General features: G+C 63.3%; 19 protein-coding genes. 13 read left to right on the forward strand and 6 right to left on the reverse strand.

Going from position 1 to position 16,430, the window contains the following annotated elements:
- Positions 1-60 precede the first annotated feature (60 nt).
- Positions 61-2,064 carry an elongation factor G gene (gene fusA, locus AC07OO_RS06820; protein ID WP_495081291.1) on the forward strand — a complete coding sequence of 668 codons (2,004 nt, stop codon included), beginning with the start codon at positions 61-63 and terminating at the stop codon, positions 2,062-2,064.
- Between the two features lie 116 nt (positions 2,065-2,180).
- On the opposite strand, the gene AC07OO_RS06825 is transcribed toward fusA, so the two are convergent.
- Positions 2,181-2,354, reverse strand: coding sequence for a hypothetical protein (locus AC07OO_RS06825; protein ID WP_495081292.1), 174 nt, complete (start codon positions 2,352-2,354; stop codon positions 2,181-2,183).
- A gap of 209 nt (positions 2,355-2,563) precedes the next feature.
- Here AC07OO_RS06825 and AC07OO_RS06830 point away from each other — a divergent pair, with 209 nt between their 5' ends.
- The 4 genes from AC07OO_RS06830 to AC07OO_RS06845 are packed head-to-tail and all read left to right on the forward strand — an operon-like array spanning position 2,564 to position 5,832.
- Positions 2,564-2,950 (forward strand): nuclear transport factor 2 family protein, encoded by a 387-nt coding sequence (locus AC07OO_RS06830; protein ID WP_495081293.1) that lies wholly within the window; start codon positions 2,564-2,566, stop codon positions 2,948-2,950.
- 9 nt (positions 2,951-2,959) lie between these two features.
- Positions 2,960-3,235 carry a hypothetical protein gene (locus AC07OO_RS06835; RefSeq protein ID WP_495081294.1) on the forward strand — a complete coding sequence of 92 codons (276 nt, stop codon included), beginning with the start codon at positions 2,960-2,962 and terminating at the stop codon, positions 3,233-3,235.
- Positions 3,236-3,255: 20 nt separating this feature from the next.
- Complete coding sequence (locus tag AC07OO_RS06840; protein ID WP_495081295.1) at positions 3,256-5,016, forward strand: hypothetical protein; 1,761 nt, start codon at positions 3,256-3,258, stop codon at positions 5,014-5,016.
- Positions 5,017-5,028: 12 nt separating this feature from the next.
- A complete protein-coding gene (locus AC07OO_RS06845) occupies positions 5,029-5,832 on the forward strand; it encodes a lipid II flippase Amj family protein (protein WP_495081296.1) in 804 nt (267 codons plus the stop codon).
- 18 nt (positions 5,833-5,850) lie between these two features.
- On the opposite strand, the gene AC07OO_RS06850 is transcribed toward AC07OO_RS06845, so the two are convergent.
- Together AC07OO_RS06850 and AC07OO_RS06855 are read right to left on the reverse strand one after the other, a co-directional pair.
- The gene (locus tag AC07OO_RS06850) at positions 5,851-6,360 is read right to left on the reverse strand and encodes a Crp/Fnr family transcriptional regulator (RefSeq protein ID WP_495081297.1); all 510 of its coding nucleotides are present in this window, start codon (positions 6,358-6,360) and stop codon (positions 5,851-5,853) included.
- 11 nt (positions 6,361-6,371) lie between these two features.
- Positions 6,372-6,908: a DUF1993 domain-containing protein gene (locus AC07OO_RS06855; RefSeq protein ID WP_495081298.1), complete on the reverse strand. Its 537-nt coding sequence runs from the start codon at positions 6,906-6,908 to the stop codon at positions 6,372-6,374.
- A gap of 78 nt (positions 6,909-6,986) precedes the next feature.
- Between AC07OO_RS06855 and AC07OO_RS06860 the strand changes: the two genes are divergently transcribed.
- Positions 6,987-7,463 (forward strand): cell division protein, encoded by a 477-nt coding sequence (locus tag AC07OO_RS06860; protein WP_495081299.1) that lies wholly within the window; start codon positions 6,987-6,989, stop codon positions 7,461-7,463.
- Positions 7,464-7,618: 155 nt separating this feature from the next.
- Positions 7,619-8,329 carry a glutathione S-transferase N-terminal domain-containing protein gene (locus AC07OO_RS06865; protein ID WP_495081300.1) on the forward strand — a complete coding sequence of 237 codons (711 nt, stop codon included), beginning with the start codon at positions 7,619-7,621 and terminating at the stop codon, positions 8,327-8,329.
- Between the two features lie 6 nt (positions 8,330-8,335).
- Here the strand turns inward: AC07OO_RS06865 and AC07OO_RS06870 are convergent, their stop codons facing one another.
- Together AC07OO_RS06870 and AC07OO_RS06875 are read right to left on the reverse strand one after the other, a co-directional pair.
- Complete coding sequence (locus AC07OO_RS06870) at positions 8,336-8,785, reverse strand: acyl-CoA thioesterase (protein WP_495081301.1); 450 nt, start codon at positions 8,783-8,785, stop codon at positions 8,336-8,338.
- Positions 8,786-8,810: 25 nt separating this feature from the next.
- On the reverse strand, positions 8,811-9,128 hold the full coding sequence (locus AC07OO_RS06875) for a putative quinol monooxygenase (RefSeq protein WP_495081302.1): 318 nt from the start codon (positions 9,126-9,128) through the stop codon (positions 8,811-8,813).
- 124 nt (positions 9,129-9,252) lie between these two features.
- On the opposite strand from AC07OO_RS06875, the gene AC07OO_RS06880 reads away from it, so the two are divergent.
- The 6 genes from AC07OO_RS06880 to AC07OO_RS06905 all read left to right on the forward strand — a co-directional run bounded on the left by AC07OO_RS06880 (position 9,253) and on the right by AC07OO_RS06905 (position 15,636).
- Positions 9,253-10,212, forward strand: coding sequence for a GlxA family transcriptional regulator (locus tag AC07OO_RS06880; RefSeq protein ID WP_495081303.1), 960 nt, complete (start codon positions 9,253-9,255; stop codon positions 10,210-10,212).
- 94 nt (positions 10,213-10,306) lie between these two features.
- Complete coding sequence (locus AC07OO_RS06885) at positions 10,307-11,230, forward strand: sensor domain-containing diguanylate cyclase (protein ID WP_495081304.1); 924 nt, start codon at positions 10,307-10,309, stop codon at positions 11,228-11,230.
- A gap of 5 nt (positions 11,231-11,235) precedes the next feature.
- Positions 11,236-13,644, forward strand: a complete 2,409-nt coding sequence (locus AC07OO_RS06890) for a patatin-like phospholipase family protein (RefSeq protein ID WP_495081305.1) — start codon at positions 11,236-11,238, stop codon at positions 13,642-13,644.
- Between the two features lie 10 nt (positions 13,645-13,654).
- Positions 13,655-14,482 (forward strand): AraC family transcriptional regulator, encoded by an 828-nt coding sequence (locus AC07OO_RS06895; protein WP_495081306.1) that lies wholly within the window; start codon positions 13,655-13,657, stop codon positions 14,480-14,482.
- Between the two features lie 108 nt (positions 14,483-14,590).
- Positions 14,591-15,316 (forward strand): AzlC family ABC transporter permease, encoded by a 726-nt coding sequence (locus AC07OO_RS06900; protein WP_495081307.1) that lies wholly within the window; start codon positions 14,591-14,593, stop codon positions 15,314-15,316.
- Entirely contained in the window at positions 15,313-15,636 is a 324-nt protein-coding gene (locus tag AC07OO_RS06905; RefSeq protein WP_495081308.1) for an AzlD domain-containing protein, read from the forward strand. Before AC07OO_RS06900 ends, AC07OO_RS06905 begins: the two co-directional genes overlap by 4 nt.
- Here AC07OO_RS06905 and AC07OO_RS06910 read toward each other — a convergent pair.
- On the reverse strand, positions 15,584-16,324 hold the full coding sequence (locus AC07OO_RS06910; protein WP_495081788.1) for an ArsR/SmtB family transcription factor: 741 nt from the start codon (positions 16,322-16,324) through the stop codon (positions 15,584-15,586). The genes AC07OO_RS06905 and AC07OO_RS06910 overlap by 53 nt on opposite strands.
- Positions 16,325-16,430: the final 106 nt, after the last annotated feature.

The raw sequence follows: 16,430 nt of genomic DNA on the forward strand, positions 1-16,430 counted from the left end.
CTGGAAAACCCTGGCCCAACCCAAACAACGGCCGGGGTTTTGTCTTTTAGGAATAAGAATATGAACAAGCGACAACTTCGCAACATCGGCATCATTGCGCACGTGGATGCCGGCAAAACAACCGTCAGTGAACGGATTCTGTATGTGACGGGCGCCATCCACCGCACCGGTGAAGTGCATGAAGGCAATACCGTCATGGACTACGACCCGCAAGAACGCGCGCGCGGCATCACCATCAACAGTGCTGCCACGACCGTCACTTGGCGCGAGCACCAGATCAACCTGATCGATACGCCAGGGCACATTGACTTCAACATCGAGGTCAATCGCTCCCTGCGCGTGCTCGACGGGGCCGTCGTGGTGTTCGACGGCGTGGCAGGTGTAGAGCCGCAGACCGAAACCAATTGGCGTTTGGCCGACCAGTACGGCGTGCCACGCATTGCCCTGGTCAACAAGCTCGATCGCACGGGCGCGGACTTTTCACGCGTCGTAGCCATGATGGCTGAGCGCTTGGGCACTCGGCCCCTGGTCATGCAACTGCCATGGGGCCAGGAGTCCGAGTTCGAAGGCGTCATCGATCTGTTGACGATGCAGGCCCTGCGTTGGCCGCTGGATGAACACGGCCATGCCGTCTTGCTGCACGAGCCCATACCTGCGCACCTGCTGTCCGCCGCGCAAACGGCGCGCCGGGCGCTGGTAGAGGCTGCCGTGGAGCAGGACGATGCAGCGCTGGCCGCCTACCTGGACGACGGGGAGATATCCGTCGCGCAGTTGCGCGCCGCCATCCGCCAAGGCACGCTCAAGCGCGCCTTCGTGCCCGTGTTCGCCGGTTCTGCACTGAAGAACAAGGGCGTGGAGCCGCTGCTGGATGCGGTGGTCGACTACCTGCCTGCGCCCGAAGACCGCGAGCAGGCATTGGGTGCCGGTGATGGCTTTGTCGCCTTGGTATTCAAGGTGGTGCATGACGAGCATGGCGCCCTGAACTACTTGCGGGTTTACCGTGGGGAGGCGCATGCCGGCAGCGTGGTGCTCAATAGCAGCACGGGGCAACGCGAGCGGCTGTCACGGATTGTGCAAATGCACGCTGACAAGCGCGAAGAGTTGGCCCATGCGACGGCCGGTGACATCGTGGCCGTGACCGGGCTCAAAGGCAGCAAGACGGGGCAAACGCTGTGCGCCCCGGAGCAAGTGCTGGTGCTGGAAGAAATCCACGCACCCGAGCCCGTCATCACGATGGCGGTGGAGCCCGTATCGCGCGAAGACCAGGCCAGCTTTTCACGCGGGCTGCACACGCTGGTGGACGAAGACCCCAGCCTGCGCCTGAGCCAGGACAGTGAATCAGGGCAGACCCTGCTGTCGGGCGTGGGCGAGTTGCAGCTGGAGGTGACGCTGGAGAAGCTGCGCAGCCGCTTTGGCGTATCGGTGCATACAGGGCAGCCCCAGGTTGCGCTGCGGGAAACCGTGCGCCACCCCGCCCATGTGCGTTATGTGCACAAGAAGCAGTCCGGTGGACCTGGGCAATTTGCGGACGTGGCCTTGCGCGTGGAACCGTTGCCGCGGGGTGAGGGCCTGCGCTTTGAGAGTGAAATTGCTGGGGGCGCAATCCCCCGTGAATTCATTCCCAGCGTAGAGACCGGTGTGCGCCGTGCAGCACGCGCCGGTGTGCTGGCCGGCTATCCGGTGGTGGATGCCCTGGTGGTGCTGGAAGACGGCAGCTTCCACGAGCGTGACTCGTCAACGCTGGCATTTGAACTGGCAGGCAGCGCGGCTTTCATGCAAGCTCAAAAGGCCGCAGGCGCCGTGATGCTGGAGCCCGTAATGGCGGTGCAGGTGACGACGCCGCAAAACTATGTGGGCGACTGTATTGGCGACCTGAACCGGCGACGGGGCATGGTGCGCCAGCAAGAACAGGTGGGTAATGCAGCGGTCATCCATGCCATGGTTCCGTTGCAGAATCTGTTTGGCTATATCGGTAGTTTGCGCGCCCTGACCTCGGGCCGCGCCAGCTATTCGATGCAGTTTGACCACTACGCGCTGGCACCCACAGCCGCCGCGCTGGTCTGAAGCCGGCACAAATAGAAAGGGCGAATCCGAATGGGTTCGCCCTTTTTTCTTTTGCGCGTATTCTGCTGGTGGAGCCTGCGCTACGCTCCCTGTCGACCGTGCCATGTGCCAAGCGCTTACGAGCGGCGGGCAACGATGGTCACGGTTTCCAGCACCACGGTGGTGGGTTGAGACTGGGCTTGCTGCTGTGCCAACTGGTCAAACTTCAACAGCATGCCGCCGTTGATAGTGATAGCCACAATGGCGGCGGCTACAAAGCCGAAGAATTTGGTAGTGCGCGATGTGTTCATGTTTCTCTCCTGTAAGGGGGGCCGACGTGGCCCGTTGAAGAGAATGTAAAACCCGCCCTCGCCCATTGCACGGGCTTTGTGATGAGCGGCACCTGGGCGCGATGATCAGGGTAAATACCGAGATGAGCGGTGCCCCCATTTCGGGTGCCCGGCGCAAAGGAAGTCCACGACGGCCAGTTGCGCCAGGAAATATGCGATAAACGCGGCACATGCCAAGCCCTACACCCGATCTATTGGAAACCCTCCAGAAGCTGGAGGCCGAGCTCCACCACCCCGGCGTGCGCTGCTCCCGTGAGCGACTGGAACGTCTGCTACACCCCGATTTTCATGAAGTGGGTCGCTCCGGGCGGCGGTATGACCGCGACACCATCGTGCGGTATCTGGCAAGCTTGGAAACGCAGCCGTCCGTGGAATCGGGCGGCTATGCGGTCACCGCCTTGGCAGAGGGCTGTGCACTGTTGACCTACCACTCAGCGCACCGGCTGGGCGATGGACAGACCGCCGACCATGCCCTGCGCTCATCGGTCTGGCGCCAGGGCGACCAGGGATGGCAACTGTATTACCACCAGGGAACGCCCACGACACCACCGGTGTGAAAGCTATCTATGTTCAAAATCTACTGGACCGACAACAACGACCAGGCCCACGGGCAGGAGACCGCAGATCTCACGCACGCACTGCAGATCACCAAAGAAAAACGCGACACCGGCCACCGCTTCGTCACCATGGTCAGCGAGAACCCCCAGCACGTGGGCAAACAGGGGGTAGACACCATCGTCGATGGCAAGACCCCCGACGGCCACGACTATGACTGGTCCAAGGCGGGCCGTGCGGGCAAGCCCCGCAAGAACGACCGCATCATCACCAACAAAGACCATTGATGGACGCTGGACGTCCCACCATGAGCACATCGACCTGGAACACCGCAGCCGACACCGGCCTTTGGAATACCGCATCCAACTGGACCCCCGAAGGTGTGCCTGCCGATGTCGCCAGCTTTGGCGCATCGTCCCAAACGGCCATCAGCTTCTCGCCCAACAGCGCGACAGTCATCAACAGCATCGTATTTTCTGCGGGCGCCCCCGCCTACAGCTTTGCATTCGGTCCAGGTTCCGCTCCGGCCCTGACCATCGCAGGCCAAGGCGTGAGCAATAGCTCTGGCCAGCAGCAGAACTTTGTCGTGGCGGCCACCAGTAGCGGCTACCAAAACCCGCAACTAACTTTCACCAACGCAGCCACGGCAGGTGGCGCGAATCTCTTCTACTGCGCCGGGCCGGTGGCGGCCGATGGTGCGGGCGGGGGTGTCATCAGCTTTTGCGACACCGCCAATGCCGGCTCGGCGGTGTTCAAGGTGTGGACCGGCTCCGCACAACCGGTGGAGCCCAGCACGGTGGGTGGCGAGGTGAGTTTCGACAACGCCGCCAGCGCCAGCACGGCTACCTTCACCATCTACGGCAGCACGGGTAGCGATGGCGATACCTTTGGCAATGTGGTGTTCCACGACACCTCCACCGCCGACCACGCCACGTTCACCAACATCGGCGGCACGGTATCGGGCGGCGATGGCGGTAATACGCAGTTCTACGGCACGTCCACTGCGGCCAATGGCGTGTTCAACAATCTGGGCGGCACCACTGCCAAGGCCAACGGCGGTGACGTAGCCTTTGACGCCAACGCGACCGGCGGCAATGGCACGTTTTACAACCGCGTCGCCACTGTGGCCGGCGCCTACGGCGGCGTCACCAGCTTCAACAACAACCCGCCTACGATGACGAGCCTAGGTGCAACGGCTGGCAATGGCACGTTCCACAACTATGGCGCGCAGCAAAGCGGCCAGGGTGGCGGTGGCCACACTGAATTCACCGCCAAATACGGATCGCCAACGGCCGGCAATGGCAGCTTCATCAACTACAGCAGCGCTATAGCCGGTAGCTCCACAGCAGGCCACACGATCTTCTCGATCAGCCTTCCCTGCAGCTTCTTCCCCACGGCGGGCAAGGCCACGTTCAGGAACCAGGGCGCCGCGGTCGCGGGCGCTGCGGCCGGCTATACGCAGTTTGCGGTGTATGACGATTCCTCTTCGGCAAGCAGCAGCGGCGGTGGAACGCCCGCGCCGGCCGGTGACAACGTGCCCACCGCAGGCAGCGGCAGCTTCATCAACGAAGGCGGTGTCGCTGCTGGCGCGGCCGGCGGCTATACCGTGTTCTCCGGCACATCCAGCGCCGGCAACGCCAAGCTGGTAGCGGAAGCCGGCGTCAACGGCGGTAGCGGCGGGCAAGTGGTGTTCTACGACCAGTCCTCGGGCGGCGCAGCCAGCGTCGTGCTCATCGGCAATGGCGAACTCAACACCAGCGACCACACCGGCCCCGTGAATCTGGGCACACTCGACCTGACCGGTGGCAGCATCCGCATCCAGCTCGGCACCAACACAACGGGCATCGTCTTGTCTGGCCAATTGACGCTGCAGTCGGCCCCGGTGAATTTCTCATTCTTTGCCAAGAGCGGCGGCGGGTTCGCCCTCAATACGCCCTACCCCATCCTCACGGCTACCAATCTTTCCGGCTTCGTTACATCCCAATTCGTGGGAAACCGCATGCAGGACGTGGCGCCGACTTTCAGCATTGTGGGTAATACTCTGCAAGTCTCTTTTTTGCAGGCCTGAAAGACAGCCCCCTTGGACCGACAACTCCTCTTTCTCTGCTTCCTCACGTTGGTCATTCACCTGATAGGCACATTGGCTTATTCGGTGCGCATTGCCGGTGTTCGCACGCGGCGGATTGCAGTGTCGTTTGCGCTGTTCAGCATACTGGTCCTGGTCTCGCGGACGTCCAACTCCTTCCTCGGCCCGTTCTTGGCCAAGCGTGTGGAGTCCAATCTGACCGGCCCCAGCGCCGCGGCGCTGCTGGTCGACTTCAGATGGCTGCTGGTGTCTGCCAGCGTGGCCACGGTCTTGGGCGCGTTGCTAATCCCGACTTTTCAACGCGTGTTCTGCCGCGCCGTGCTGCACTTTCAGGTGCACCGGTCTGTGCCCAAGCTGATACTCCACGGTTTCTTCAAAGGTGGGCTGTCCTTTGTCAAAGACGCCGCCAGCGTTCCCGCGGCAGCCAACGTTTCCCGCCTGCACAAAGGGCACGGGGTCTCAGCCTGGATCACCGTGCTCAACATCAGCGCAACGGCCCTGTGGACGGTCGCTGTGTTCGCGCCGCTGTACGCCGGCGCACTCGACGCCTCCGTGCGCCTGACCTCCAGCACACTGTCGTCCATCATCAACGGTGGCGCCACGGTCATGCTGGCCATCTTCATCGACCCCTATATGTCGGGCATGACCGATGATGTCGTGGAGGGCAAGGTGAGCGAGGGGCAATTCCGCAAAGCGGTGGTGTGGCTGGTGGGCAGCCGGCTTGCGGGCACGCTATTGGCGCAGGCGCTGTTGGTTCCGGCGGCGATACTGATTGTTCATGTGGCGCGGGTGATTTAGGGACTAGCGGCTACACACTTACCCCGCATCCTTGCTCAAAAAGTCCACCAGCACATCGTTCACATCGCGCAAACGCTGGCTCAGCAGCCGTGTGACGCGCAACAGCAGCTTGATACCCAAGGCCTCATTCACCGACAAGATGCGTTGAAACTGGGTCTTGGGAAGCAGGGCCAGCACACAGTCTTCCGTCGCCACACAAGTGGCGGAACGGCGTTCGCCGTCTATGGCCGCCATTTCGCCAAAGGTGCGGCCGGCCACGATGGGGGTGACGAATTGGGGAACGCCGGCTGTGTCTTTCTTGCGCACCTCGATTTGGCCTGACAGCAGCAGGCCCATGGAGTCACCGACATCGCCTTCCTCGAACAGCAGATCGCCGGTCTTGGCGCGGTAGCCCACCATGTAGGTGCTGAGCGTATCCAACTCCTCCCAAGACCAGTCCTTGAACAAGGGAGACCGGGACAGGGATTCACAAACCTCGATGCGAAACGCACGGGACTTGGGGATGGCTTCAAGCGTATCGGTGTGCATGGCGGGGCAGTTTATCTGATGCCGACGTACTGGTGGTAGCCATCAAAGTCCGCCTTGCCGATGGGAACCCCCACATGGCGCAGGATGGTATAGGCCGCGCTGGTGTGGAAAAAGAAATTGGGCAAGGCATAGAGCAACAGGTAGTCGCTGGCCGGCATGGCGTGGATGGCCTGCCCGGCTTCGGCCTGTATGGTCAAAGCGGCGCTTTCAGCAAAGGCAGCAGGACTCAACGCAGTCAACAGGTCGGTGGCGTGCGCCATGCGCTGCTGCAAGCCCGCAAAGGAGCGTGGGTATTCGCCATAGGGCGGTATGGGCAGGCCCGCCACAGGAAAGCTCGCGCGCAACGTGAAGTTGCACGCGATCTCGACCTGGGCGGCAAAGGGCAGCATATCGGGTGCCAGCCGGGCATCCAGCAGCATCTGCTCCGGCATGTCCACCCGCGCGGCGTACTGCTGCGCCAGCGCCACCAAGCGCTCCAGTTGGCCTAGGTAGTGCAAGAACACGGGCACCGAGGCCTGAAAGAGTGCGGGAGCTTGGGTTGGGAGCATGGCTGTGGGTTGATGCTGAGGTCTTTGTGGTGGCCCACATAGTATTCTCGCCACTGCTTCTTCACCGCGCCCTGCACCATGCCAACCCACCCAGCCCCCGCTTCTTCTTCACCCCTTCGCCTCTGGTTGGTGCGCTGGCTGTATGCCGTGGCGGCCGGCCATCTGCTGGTGGGACTGGTCCTGGCCTGGGCCGGCAGTGCGGATGTGTTTGAAGCCTACCACCGCGGTGTGGAGCGCGTCTTTTGGCCAGACGGCGCGGCGCCATCGGCATCGCGTGCGGTGCAAGTCTGGTGGATTGCACTGTTTGGCGCCACGGTGCAGAGCACCGCGCTGTGGATGGCGGCCCTGGTGTACCTGGGTGATCGGCACCGCAGCGCGGCCGCCTGGGCTTGGCTGCTAGCCGGGCTGGCGCTGTGGGCGCCACAGGACATGGCCTTGTCCATCCATGCCCAAGTCTGGATCCATGTGTGGGTGGACTGTTTTGCATTGTTGGTGCTGGTTCCGCCCCTGTTGTGGCTATGGCGGCATGACCGGGCTAGAGCCAATAACTCCTGATTTGATAGCAATACACACATATTGCACGAGGGCTAGCGGTCAATTTTCCATACAGCACTTCTGCAAAAGCCCTGCTTGCGCAGGCCCATTGCCTTGTAGACAGAATGGCTGCTTCGCCTGCGCACAGGCGTGGCTACTGTCACCCAAGGAACCCCATGACCAACCACACGCTCTCCGACTTTCCCATCCACGTCAAATGGCCCGCCCAGCACCCCGAGCGCCTGCAGTTGTATTCGCTGCCCACGCCCAATGGCGTCAAGGTGTCCATCATGCTGGAAGAGACTGGCCTGGCCTACGAGCCACATCTGGTCAGCTTCGAGACCAACGACCAGATGTCGCCCGCCTTCCTGTCACTGAACCCCAACAACAAGATCCCCGCCATCATCGACCCCAATGGCCCGGGCGGCCAGCCGCTGGCGCTGTTTGAATCCGGAGCCATCTTGCTGTACCTGGCCGAGAAGACCGGCCAGTGCATCCCCCAGGACGCGGCTGGCCGCTACGAGACCATCCAATGGGTGATGTGGCAGATGGGCGGAGTGGGGCCGATGTTTGGCCAAGTAGGCTTCTTCCACAAGTTTGCCGGCAAGGAATTTGAGGACAAGCGCCCGCGCGACCGCTATATCGACGAGGCCAAACGCCTGCTGGCCGTGCTCGAGCAGCGCCTGACCGGCCGCACCTGGATCATGGGTGATACCTACACGATTGCCGACATCGCCACCTTCCCCTGGGTACGCAACCTGGTCGGCTTCTACGGCGCCGGTGAACTGGTGGGCATTCAAAACTTTCCCCAAGTGAACCGGGCGCTGGCCGCGTTTGTGGCGCGGCCAGCGGTGGTGCGGGGGCTGACGATTCCGGCTCGCGGCTAGTTTCAATCAAACACTATTGGGCAGCGATCGGAAGTCTTCGCTGCGCGCCATATCACGCAAAGCCTGCAACAGCTTCGGCGGCGGGCAAATCAACTTGCGCTGGTTCAGATCGAACCAGCCCGCCGTGGTGGTGACGCGCGCCGACAACTTTCCTTTGCGAAAGAAGTCGTTGCGGTACAGCGTGCGGCTGCCATCCTCCGACAGGCCGGCCAGGGACAACGTGACCTGCACTTCGTCCAGTAGGTGGATCTCACGGAAGTATTCCACCTCGTCCTTCATGACGACCGGCCCCAGCCGCAATGCCATGAATTCCGACTGGGCAAAGCCGCAGTCGGCAAAGTACATGAGGCGCACGTCGGCCGATTTGTCCAAATAGGCGGTATTGCGCATATGGGAGTTGAAGTCCATATCGCCCCAACCGGCGACCAGCGTGCGTTCAAAGGCTTGTGTGTTCATGGCGGTTGCGTCTTGTGGCAAGGGCTCAGGCTGCCGCGCGCATCTGGTTCTTCAAGCCCAGCACGGTGATGGGCTCGATGCTGGGGGGGCTGGACAGCAGTTCACCGGCCTTGGCCATCAGTGCCTGGGCAATCGGCCCGTTCAGATGGCCCTGGCGGCCGGCCTCGTTCTCAAAGGCGTCGAACACGCCGAAGCTGGTGGGCGAGAACTGCAGCGCAAACCAGATCGGCGTGGTGGCTTCCTGGTTGGCCAGCGCCAGGCCGGTTTCCAGAAATTGGGCGACTTCTTTTTCTTTGCCGGGCTTGGCTTCCAGGCGGGCGAAGAGTGCGAGTTGGACGGTCATGAAAGTTCTCCTGAGTGGTTGAGTCAATTGCATCGAGCGGTTGCGCGATGGGGTGAACTTTACGGATCGCCGGGCGTCTGGCATAGTGGCACGATTGACAACTTTGGTATCAATTGAGCCAATCATGAACATCACCATCCTGGTCCTGGACAGCGTCTTCGACACCGGCTTGGCCACTATCCTGGACGCCTTCACCACGGCCAATGAGTTGTCGGCGCTGTATGCATGCCCCGGCCCGCAGTACCAAGTGACACTGGCCGGTGTGAGACGCACTGTGCGCAGCGCGCAGCGCATGGGCGTGCCGGTGGTGGCCGTACAAGACTGCCCCAAGCCCGACTGGGTGGTGGTGCCCGCCATGGGCCACAAAATGCCGGAGCCGCTGCAACAGGCCTTGGGGCGCGGCGATGTGGCCGATGCCATGGCCGCACTGCGCATCTGGTCCGCGGCCGGCATTCCGATTGCGGCCGCCTGCATAGGCACCTTTGTGTTGGCCGAGAGCGGCCTGCTGGATGAACACGAAGCCACCACCACCTGGTGGTTGACGCCGTTCTTCCGCCAGCGCTACCCCGCCATCAAGCTGGACGCCAGCCGCATGATCGTGCGCAGCGGCCCCTTTGTCACCGCTGGCGCGGCGCTCAGCCACCTGGATATGGCGCTGTGGCTGATACGCCAGTCCAGCCCCGAACTGGCTGCACTGGTGGCCAAATACTTGATTGTGGATGCACGGCCCTCGCAATCCGCCTATGTGATAGCCGACCACCTGGCCCATGCCGACCCGCTGGTGGAGCGCTTTGACCGCTGGGTGCGTGCGAACCTGGACCAGGCCGTCAACCTGGACCGAGCGGCCAGTGAGCTGGCCACCAGCAAACGCACGCTGGCCCGGCGCATCCACGACGTATTGGGCAAGACGCCGGTGAGCTACATCCAGGACCTGCGCATCGAGCGTGCCGTGCACCTGCTCAAGACCAGCAGCCACAACATCGATGCCATTGCCGGCATGGTGGGCTATGCCGACGGTGTGACGCTGCGCACGCTGTTGCGCCGCAAGTTGGGCAAGGGCCTGCGCGAGCTGAAGGCGACGTGACCCACAGGCGATTGCAACGGCATGCAACCCCGCTTGTTGCGGGCGCCAAAGCCCGCTATCCTGGGCGACCCGACTGCAGAAAGACTGGCCCTATATGCAGACTCCGTTGACCGTGTCCGATTTGCTGATGCAATACGCCGACCTGAGCGACAACGGCATCGCACTGCTGGACGCCGATAACCGCTTCCTCTACTACAACGCCACCCTGGCGCAGATGTTTGGTTTTACCGACCAATCCATGCATTGCAAGACCCACCAGGAGTTGATGGCATGGATGTACACCCAAGGGCGCGGCGCCTCCATCAATACCAACTGGGCCAGCCTGCAAGATTGGCTGGACTATGTGCGCGGGCGGCACCGCTCGTCCGAGTTCCGCAGCTTCGAGGTTGATCTGGTGGATGGCCGTTGGATCCTGATGACTGAGCAAATCTGCCCGGGTGGCGAACTGGTGATGTTCTGCTCGGACATTACGCGCCAGAAGGAAACAGAGATCGCGCTGCGCAAAGCCCGTGACGACATCGAACGCCTGGCCCTGATGGACGATTTGACCGGCGTGCCCAACCGGCGCAATTTCATGCAGCAACTGGAGCAAGAGCTGTCCAAATCCGCCCGCAGCGCGCGCCCGTTGTGCCTGGCCATGTTGGACCTGGACCATTTCAAACGCATCAACGACCGCTTCGGTCACGCCGCGGGTGATGCCGTGCTGCAGCACTTTGCACACTTTCTGCGGCAGCAGTTGCGCATCGGCGATGTCGTAGGCCGCCTGGGCGGCGAAGAGTTCGCCGTCATGCTGCCAGATACCGACAAAGCGGACGCACTACATGTATTGAACCGGGTGGTGGCCTTGCTGCGGCTGGAGCGATTGGAGTATGTGGCGCCAGACTTCAGCTATGCGTTCTCCGGCGGCCTGGCACAGGCAGATACCCACCCCATGCCGTCCAGCGCCTTGCTAGCGAAGGCGGACAAGGCCCTCTACCACGCCAAGGGCGAAGGGCGCGACCGCATGGTGGCCGTCTGACACGCATGGCAAGCTCCGCCCCCCATACCGAAGACGCGTTGATCGCAGCGCGCCGCGCGCAAGCGGGTGTGGACAGCGATGCGCCCCGCAATGGCTTGGCGCTGTCCGGCGGCGGCTTGCGCAGCGCCACGTTCTGTTTAGGCCTGCTGCGCGGCCTGGCCCGCGAAAGACTGCTGACCAGCTTTGACTACCTGTCCACGGTCTCCGGCGGAGGCTATATAGGCTCCGCCTTGGGTCGTCTGTACCAGGCCGATACCACGGCTGCACAGGTGCAGCAGCGCCTGGGCCAGGGCGACACGCTGCTGCTGTGGTGGCTGCGCAGCAATGGCCGCTACCTGATGCCAGCCGGTGCGCGGGACAAAGGGCAGGCTGCGGCTTCCGTGTTACGCAACATCCTGTTCTCGCAGTTCGAACTGGCCGTCTTGTTGCTGCTATGCGCTACCGCCATTCTGCTGCCCTACGTGCTGATGGGTGTGACCGGCATGACCGAAGGCTCTATCTGGTGGTGCCTGATGGTGCTGCCCCTGTTCGCAGGCACGCATAGCATCTTTCGATACTGGTTGCGCCGCACGTGGCCCAGTTGGCAAACTCAATGGGCCAATCAGGGGGGCGCATTGCTGGCCGGAGCACTGGCCGCGTGGCTGGCCAGCCGCCTGATTGCGCCATGGCAAAGCGCCGGCGCAGAAGGTGCCAGCGCGCAGTTGGCGGTGCAAACACTGGGGGTGTTTCTGCTGTTCGCCCCATGCACGGCGGCTCTGCTGTCCCTGCGGCCATCGGCACCTGCGGAACTGGCCGCACAGCGCCTGGCCCACACCAAGCGCTTGGGCGCGGCGTTGTGGGGGCTGCTGACCCTGGCCTGTGTCGGCCTGCTGGACTGGGCCGCCGCGCAGGTCCTGGACGCCTTCGCCGCCATGGGCAGGCCACACGCCGCCACCGTGGGTGGTTGGGCCACCACCATAGCGCTGCTGCGCGGCAGCCTGCCCACACTGCAGAGCTGGATGGCGGCCTCCCATGTCAAACCCATCAAGACCGAAAGCTTGTTGAATGGGCTGGGCCTGGCCTTGTTGCTGCTTTTGGCACTGGCCTGGCTGACGGCATTGCGTGCGCTGATGCAGGCGCAGGGCTCCTGGATCTGGTGGGGGGTAGCAGCGGCAACACTGGCCTATGTCGCCCTGACACGCGCGGACATCGAGGTGCTCAACCTGTCGTCACTGCACAACTTCTACCGCGCCCGCATTGAGCGGGCCTATGTATCGGTGGGCAACTACGCAAAGGCCGACAACCCGTCTGCCGAAGCGCGCTTTCCTGACGGCTCGCCGCTGGGGGCCACCACCCACACGGCTACCGAGCGGGTTGCCCACTTGGTGGAGACCGTGGCCGGCGATGACATCGCTTTGGCCGACTACCAACCCCATGCGTACGGTGGCCCAATTCACCTGATGGGCTGTTGCATCAACCAATCGGTGGACGACCGCACCGGCAATTACAACGCCGACCGCCTGGGCATTGCCTTGACCATCAGCGCGCTGGGCGTAGAGACTGGCACCGCGGCGCCCACGCCATTGGCCCAACTGCCGGCGGTGGGCACGCTGTCACGCTGGGCGGCCATTTCGGGTGCAGCGGCCGGCAGCGGCATGGGGTCGCAAACCTCACCGGGTCTGGCGGCGCTGATGTTCCTGTCGGGCCTGCGCCTGGGCTATTGGACACCCAATCTGCTGCCCCCACCCGATCCAACGGCCAAGCCCCCGGCGCCATCACTCGCCACACGCTGGCCCAAGCCTGCACTGTTGCTGGCCGAGTGCCTGGCCCGCTTTCCCGGCCTGCGCAGCGACGCCTGGTATGTGTCCGACGGCGGGCACTTTGACAACACCAGCGTCTATGCCCTGCTCAAGCGTCGGCTTGATGTCATCGTGCTGGCTGACTGCGGCGCCGACCCGCTGTACACCTTTGCCGACCTGGAAAACATGGCGCGCAAGGCCGAGATCGACTACGGTGCCAGCATCACCTTCGTAGACCCGGCCAGCCTGGTGGCGCGCACAGCCGAAGAGACAGCCCTGTTTGCCCTGGTGGGTAGCGTCAAGACCATCGGCGCGGCCGCGGGACCGCAGTGCCTGCTGCTGGCCCGCATACTCTACGACCGCGGTGCACCGCCCGGTCTGCTCATCGTCATCAAGCCACGCCTGTTGGAGGGCCTGCCACTGGAGATTGCGGGCTATGCGGCGCGTAACGCGGCCTTCCCGCAGCAAACCACGTCGGACCAATTCTTCGACGAGGCCCAGTGGGAGGCCTACCACCAGTTGGGGTTGCGCCAAGGGCAGTTGCTGACGGCACAGGCGATCGCCACATTCCGCGCACACTTAGGTCTGGCCGGTGACCAACTGCACGCCGAGCAGGGGCTTGTGCAACGTGCTTGAATGCAGGCCCATGGCCAACATAAACCCATTGCGCGACCACGCCCGCTTCTGGCGCAGCCCTTTGCTGCCCAACGCGGAAATGCTGACGGCCCAGTATTACGCCCAGGAGTTCTCACCCCACTGGCATGAGAGCTTCTCCATTCCCGTCATACAGACCGGTGCGCAGAGCTACCGCTACCGCGGCGCCAGGTGCATTGCGGGCGTGGGCAGCATTGCGGCCATCAACCCCGGCGAGGTCCACACCGGCGAGCGGGCCACCGACGACGGCTGGACCTACCGCGCCTTCTACCCCTCAGTGGAATGGATGCAGGGCCTGGCATCTGACATAGCCGGCCGGCCCATGGACGTGCCCTGGCTACCCGACAACAGCATCACCGATACCGAGGTCGCTAGCAAGCTGGGCATGGCCCACCGCCTGCTGGAGGGCGGTGCAGACCCCTTGCAGGCCGAGGCAGCCCTGACCGAGGGCTTTGCACTGCTGCTGCACCGCTACGCGCGCAACCGCGTGCAAGCCCAGGCACTGCACCCGGACGCGGTTCGCGTGGAGCGCATGAAGGCCCTGCTGGTTGAAGACATGACGGCACCGCTGGCACTGTCCACATTGGCCCACGCGGTAGATCTGTCGCCGTTCTACGCCGCGCGGCTGTTCTCGCGCACCGTGGGCATGCCGCCCCACGCCTGGCGCAACCAGGTGCGGCTGAACCGAGCCCAGGGCCTGTTGCGCCAGGGCCTGTCGGTAACCGAAGTGGCGGCAGCCCAGGGCTTTGCTGACCAGAGCCATTTCACACGCCACTTCAAAAGGGCCTTTGGCGTGGCGCCGGGGCGCTGGCAAATGTAGCGCAGAGCGAATGCCGCAAAAAGCGCAAGAACATACAAGCGCGGCGGCAGGTGGTTCCCTAAGATGCCGTGCATGTCTGTGACACATAGCACCGCACTCTTCCCCCCAATGACGGAACCTTCTGCACGCACCCTGTTCTGGGCCGGTGCCCGCGACAGCATTCCCATGCTGGTGGGCGCTGCCCCTTTTGGCATGATCTTCGGCGCCCTGGTGGGCACTGCGCAACTGGCGCCCTGGCAGGGGCAACTGATGTCGCTCGCCGTGTTTGCCGGCTCCAGCCAGTTCATTGCCGTGGGCCTGATGGCTGGCCTCGCCAGCACGCTGGTCATCTGGCTGGCCACCGTCATCGTCAACCTGCGCCATATGCTGTACGCGGCTGCCCTGCTGCCCCATGTGCAGCACCTGCCGGCACGCTGGCGCTGGGCGCTGGGTTTCTTGTTGACCGATGAAACCTACGCCGTGGTCGATAGCTACTACCGCCAACACCCCAACACCCAGCGAGGCCATTGGTATTTCCTCGGCTCGGGCCTGGCCATGTATGCCAACTGGCAATGCTGGACGGTGGTGGGGCTGCTGTTTGGTGCCGCATTTCCAGAGTTGCAGACGCTGGGTCTGGACTTTGCAATGGTGGTCACCTTCATCGCCATCGTCGTGCCGCAGTTGGTACGTGTACCGCACTTTGCGGCGGCAGTTGCGGCTGGGGGTGTGGCCTATTTGCTCAAGGACCTGCCCTACAAGCTGGGGCTGATGGCCGCAGTAGCCGCGGGGGTTGGAGTGGGGTTGTTGCTGACCCGCTTGCGAGGGCAGACTGTGGCACAAGGGAGTGCCGCATGAGCGCGACGCTGACCATACTGGGCATGGCCGTTCTGACCTTTGGCATCAAGGCCCTGGTCTTCATCTTGGGCGATCGCATTGCGTTCTCGCCCACCGCCAAACAGGCCCTGGGTTTTGTACCGGTGACCGTGCTGACCGCCATCATTGTTCCCATGGTGCTGGCGCCGCATGGCCAGGGCCTGGAGCTGAGCTGGCGCAACCCACAACTGGTGGCGGCCTTGTTTGCCATCGCAGTGTGCATCGCCACGCGCCACCAGTTGCTGACCATCATGCTGGGTCTCGTAGCGTTTTTCGGCTGGCAGTTTGCCTGGGGGTTGTAGGGACAGTATTCAGAAAGAGTTGACGGAACGCGTATTCACCGGGCTCGGTGAATTGCACCACACGCGAATCCTTGGCGCGCCGCGCCCAGCCCAGTGCGTACACACGGCCGAGTAAAGCGGCACCCAGCGCGCCCGCCAGATGGCTGCGGCGTTCGCCCCAATCCAGACAGGGGCGGCAAAAGCACCGGCGCTGCGCAGACAAGGCCACTGCATCCACACCCAGGGCCTGGAACCAGGTCTGGCCCGCTTCGGTCAGCGTCAGTTCCCGGTGCGGTGCTTCGTCAAACGCACCCCGCTGCTGAAGCCCATCAAAGGCCAGCACCCCCAACTCACCCGCCAGGTGGTCGTAGCACACACGGGCCTTGCGCAGCGCCGGCTCGCGGGGGCTGCCGCGCAGGCGCACCGCGCCGCTGCGAAAGGCCACACCCATCAGGCTCTCCAGCAGGTGTGCCACATCGTGGTTGGCCAGGCGGAAGTAGCGATGCCGCCCCTGGGGCTCCACCGCAATCAAGTTGGCATCGAGCAGCTTGGCCAGGTGGGCACTGATCGTCGCCTTGCTGACGCCGGCAACGTCAGCCAACTCGGTGGCCGTCATCGCACGGTCGGCCAGTAGTGCCGTCAGCACCTCGGCGCGGGCGTGGTCGCCTATCAGCGCAGCAATGCGCGCGATATGGGGGCCGTCTTTCAGGGTGGTAATGGGTGTTGCCATGCCTGCATCGTAGACGAGTTGGTGGCGTGGATGGTTCGTTCTGCAACGAAGCATCCAGAGGGTCTGCCTACCTACCATTTGACCC

It is taken from the genome of Rhodoferax sp. GW821-FHT07G04 (assembly GCF_059418585.1).

What these genes read in the sequence shown, in the direction of transcription:
- AC07OO_RS06890 (WP_495081305.1), top strand. Translation starts at nt 11,236, where the DNA reads ATGGCAAGCTCCGCCCCCCATACCGAAGACGCGTTGATCGCAGCGCGC.
- AC07OO_RS06905 (WP_495081308.1), top strand. Translation starts at nt 15,313, where the DNA reads ATGAGCGCGACGCTGACCATACTGGGCATGGCCGTTCTGACCTTTGGC.
- AC07OO_RS06850 (WP_495081297.1), bottom strand. Translation starts at nt 6,360, where the DNA reads ATGCACACCGATACGCTTGAAGCCATCCCCAAGTCCCGTGCGTTTCGC.
- AC07OO_RS06895 (WP_495081306.1), top strand. Translation starts at nt 13,655, where the DNA reads ATGGCCAACATAAACCCATTGCGCGACCACGCCCGCTTCTGGCGCAGC.
- AC07OO_RS06870 (WP_495081301.1), bottom strand. Translation starts at nt 8,785, where the DNA reads ATGAACACACAAGCCTTTGAACGCACGCTGGTCGCCGGTTGGGGCGAT.
- AC07OO_RS06900 (WP_495081307.1), top strand. Translation starts at nt 14,591, where the DNA reads ATGACGGAACCTTCTGCACGCACCCTGTTCTGGGCCGGTGCCCGCGAC.
- AC07OO_RS06865 (WP_495081300.1), top strand. Translation starts at nt 7,619, where the DNA reads ATGACCAACCACACGCTCTCCGACTTTCCCATCCACGTCAAATGGCCC.
- AC07OO_RS06875 (WP_495081302.1), bottom strand. Translation starts at nt 9,128, where the DNA reads ATGACCGTCCAACTCGCACTCTTCGCCCGCCTGGAAGCCAAGCCCGGC.
- AC07OO_RS06830 (WP_495081293.1), top strand. Translation starts at nt 2,564, where the DNA reads ATGCCAAGCCCTACACCCGATCTATTGGAAACCCTCCAGAAGCTGGAG.
- AC07OO_RS06885 (WP_495081304.1), top strand. Translation starts at nt 10,307, where the DNA reads ATGCAGACTCCGTTGACCGTGTCCGATTTGCTGATGCAATACGCCGAC.
- AC07OO_RS06860 (WP_495081299.1), top strand. Translation starts at nt 6,987, where the DNA reads ATGCCAACCCACCCAGCCCCCGCTTCTTCTTCACCCCTTCGCCTCTGG.
- AC07OO_RS06880 (WP_495081303.1), top strand. Translation starts at nt 9,253, where the DNA reads ATGAACATCACCATCCTGGTCCTGGACAGCGTCTTCGACACCGGCTTG.
- AC07OO_RS06825 (WP_495081292.1), bottom strand. Translation starts at nt 2,354, where the DNA reads ATGAACACATCGCGCACTACCAAATTCTTCGGCTTTGTAGCCGCCGCC.
- AC07OO_RS06855 (WP_495081298.1), bottom strand. Translation starts at nt 6,908, where the DNA reads ATGCTCCCAACCCAAGCTCCCGCACTCTTTCAGGCCTCGGTGCCCGTG.
- AC07OO_RS06840 (WP_495081295.1), top strand. Translation starts at nt 3,256, where the DNA reads ATGAGCACATCGACCTGGAACACCGCAGCCGACACCGGCCTTTGGAAT.
- fusA (WP_495081291.1), top strand. Translation starts at nt 61, where the DNA reads ATGAACAAGCGACAACTTCGCAACATCGGCATCATTGCGCACGTGGAT.
- AC07OO_RS06835 (WP_495081294.1), top strand. Translation starts at nt 2,960, where the DNA reads ATGTTCAAAATCTACTGGACCGACAACAACGACCAGGCCCACGGGCAG.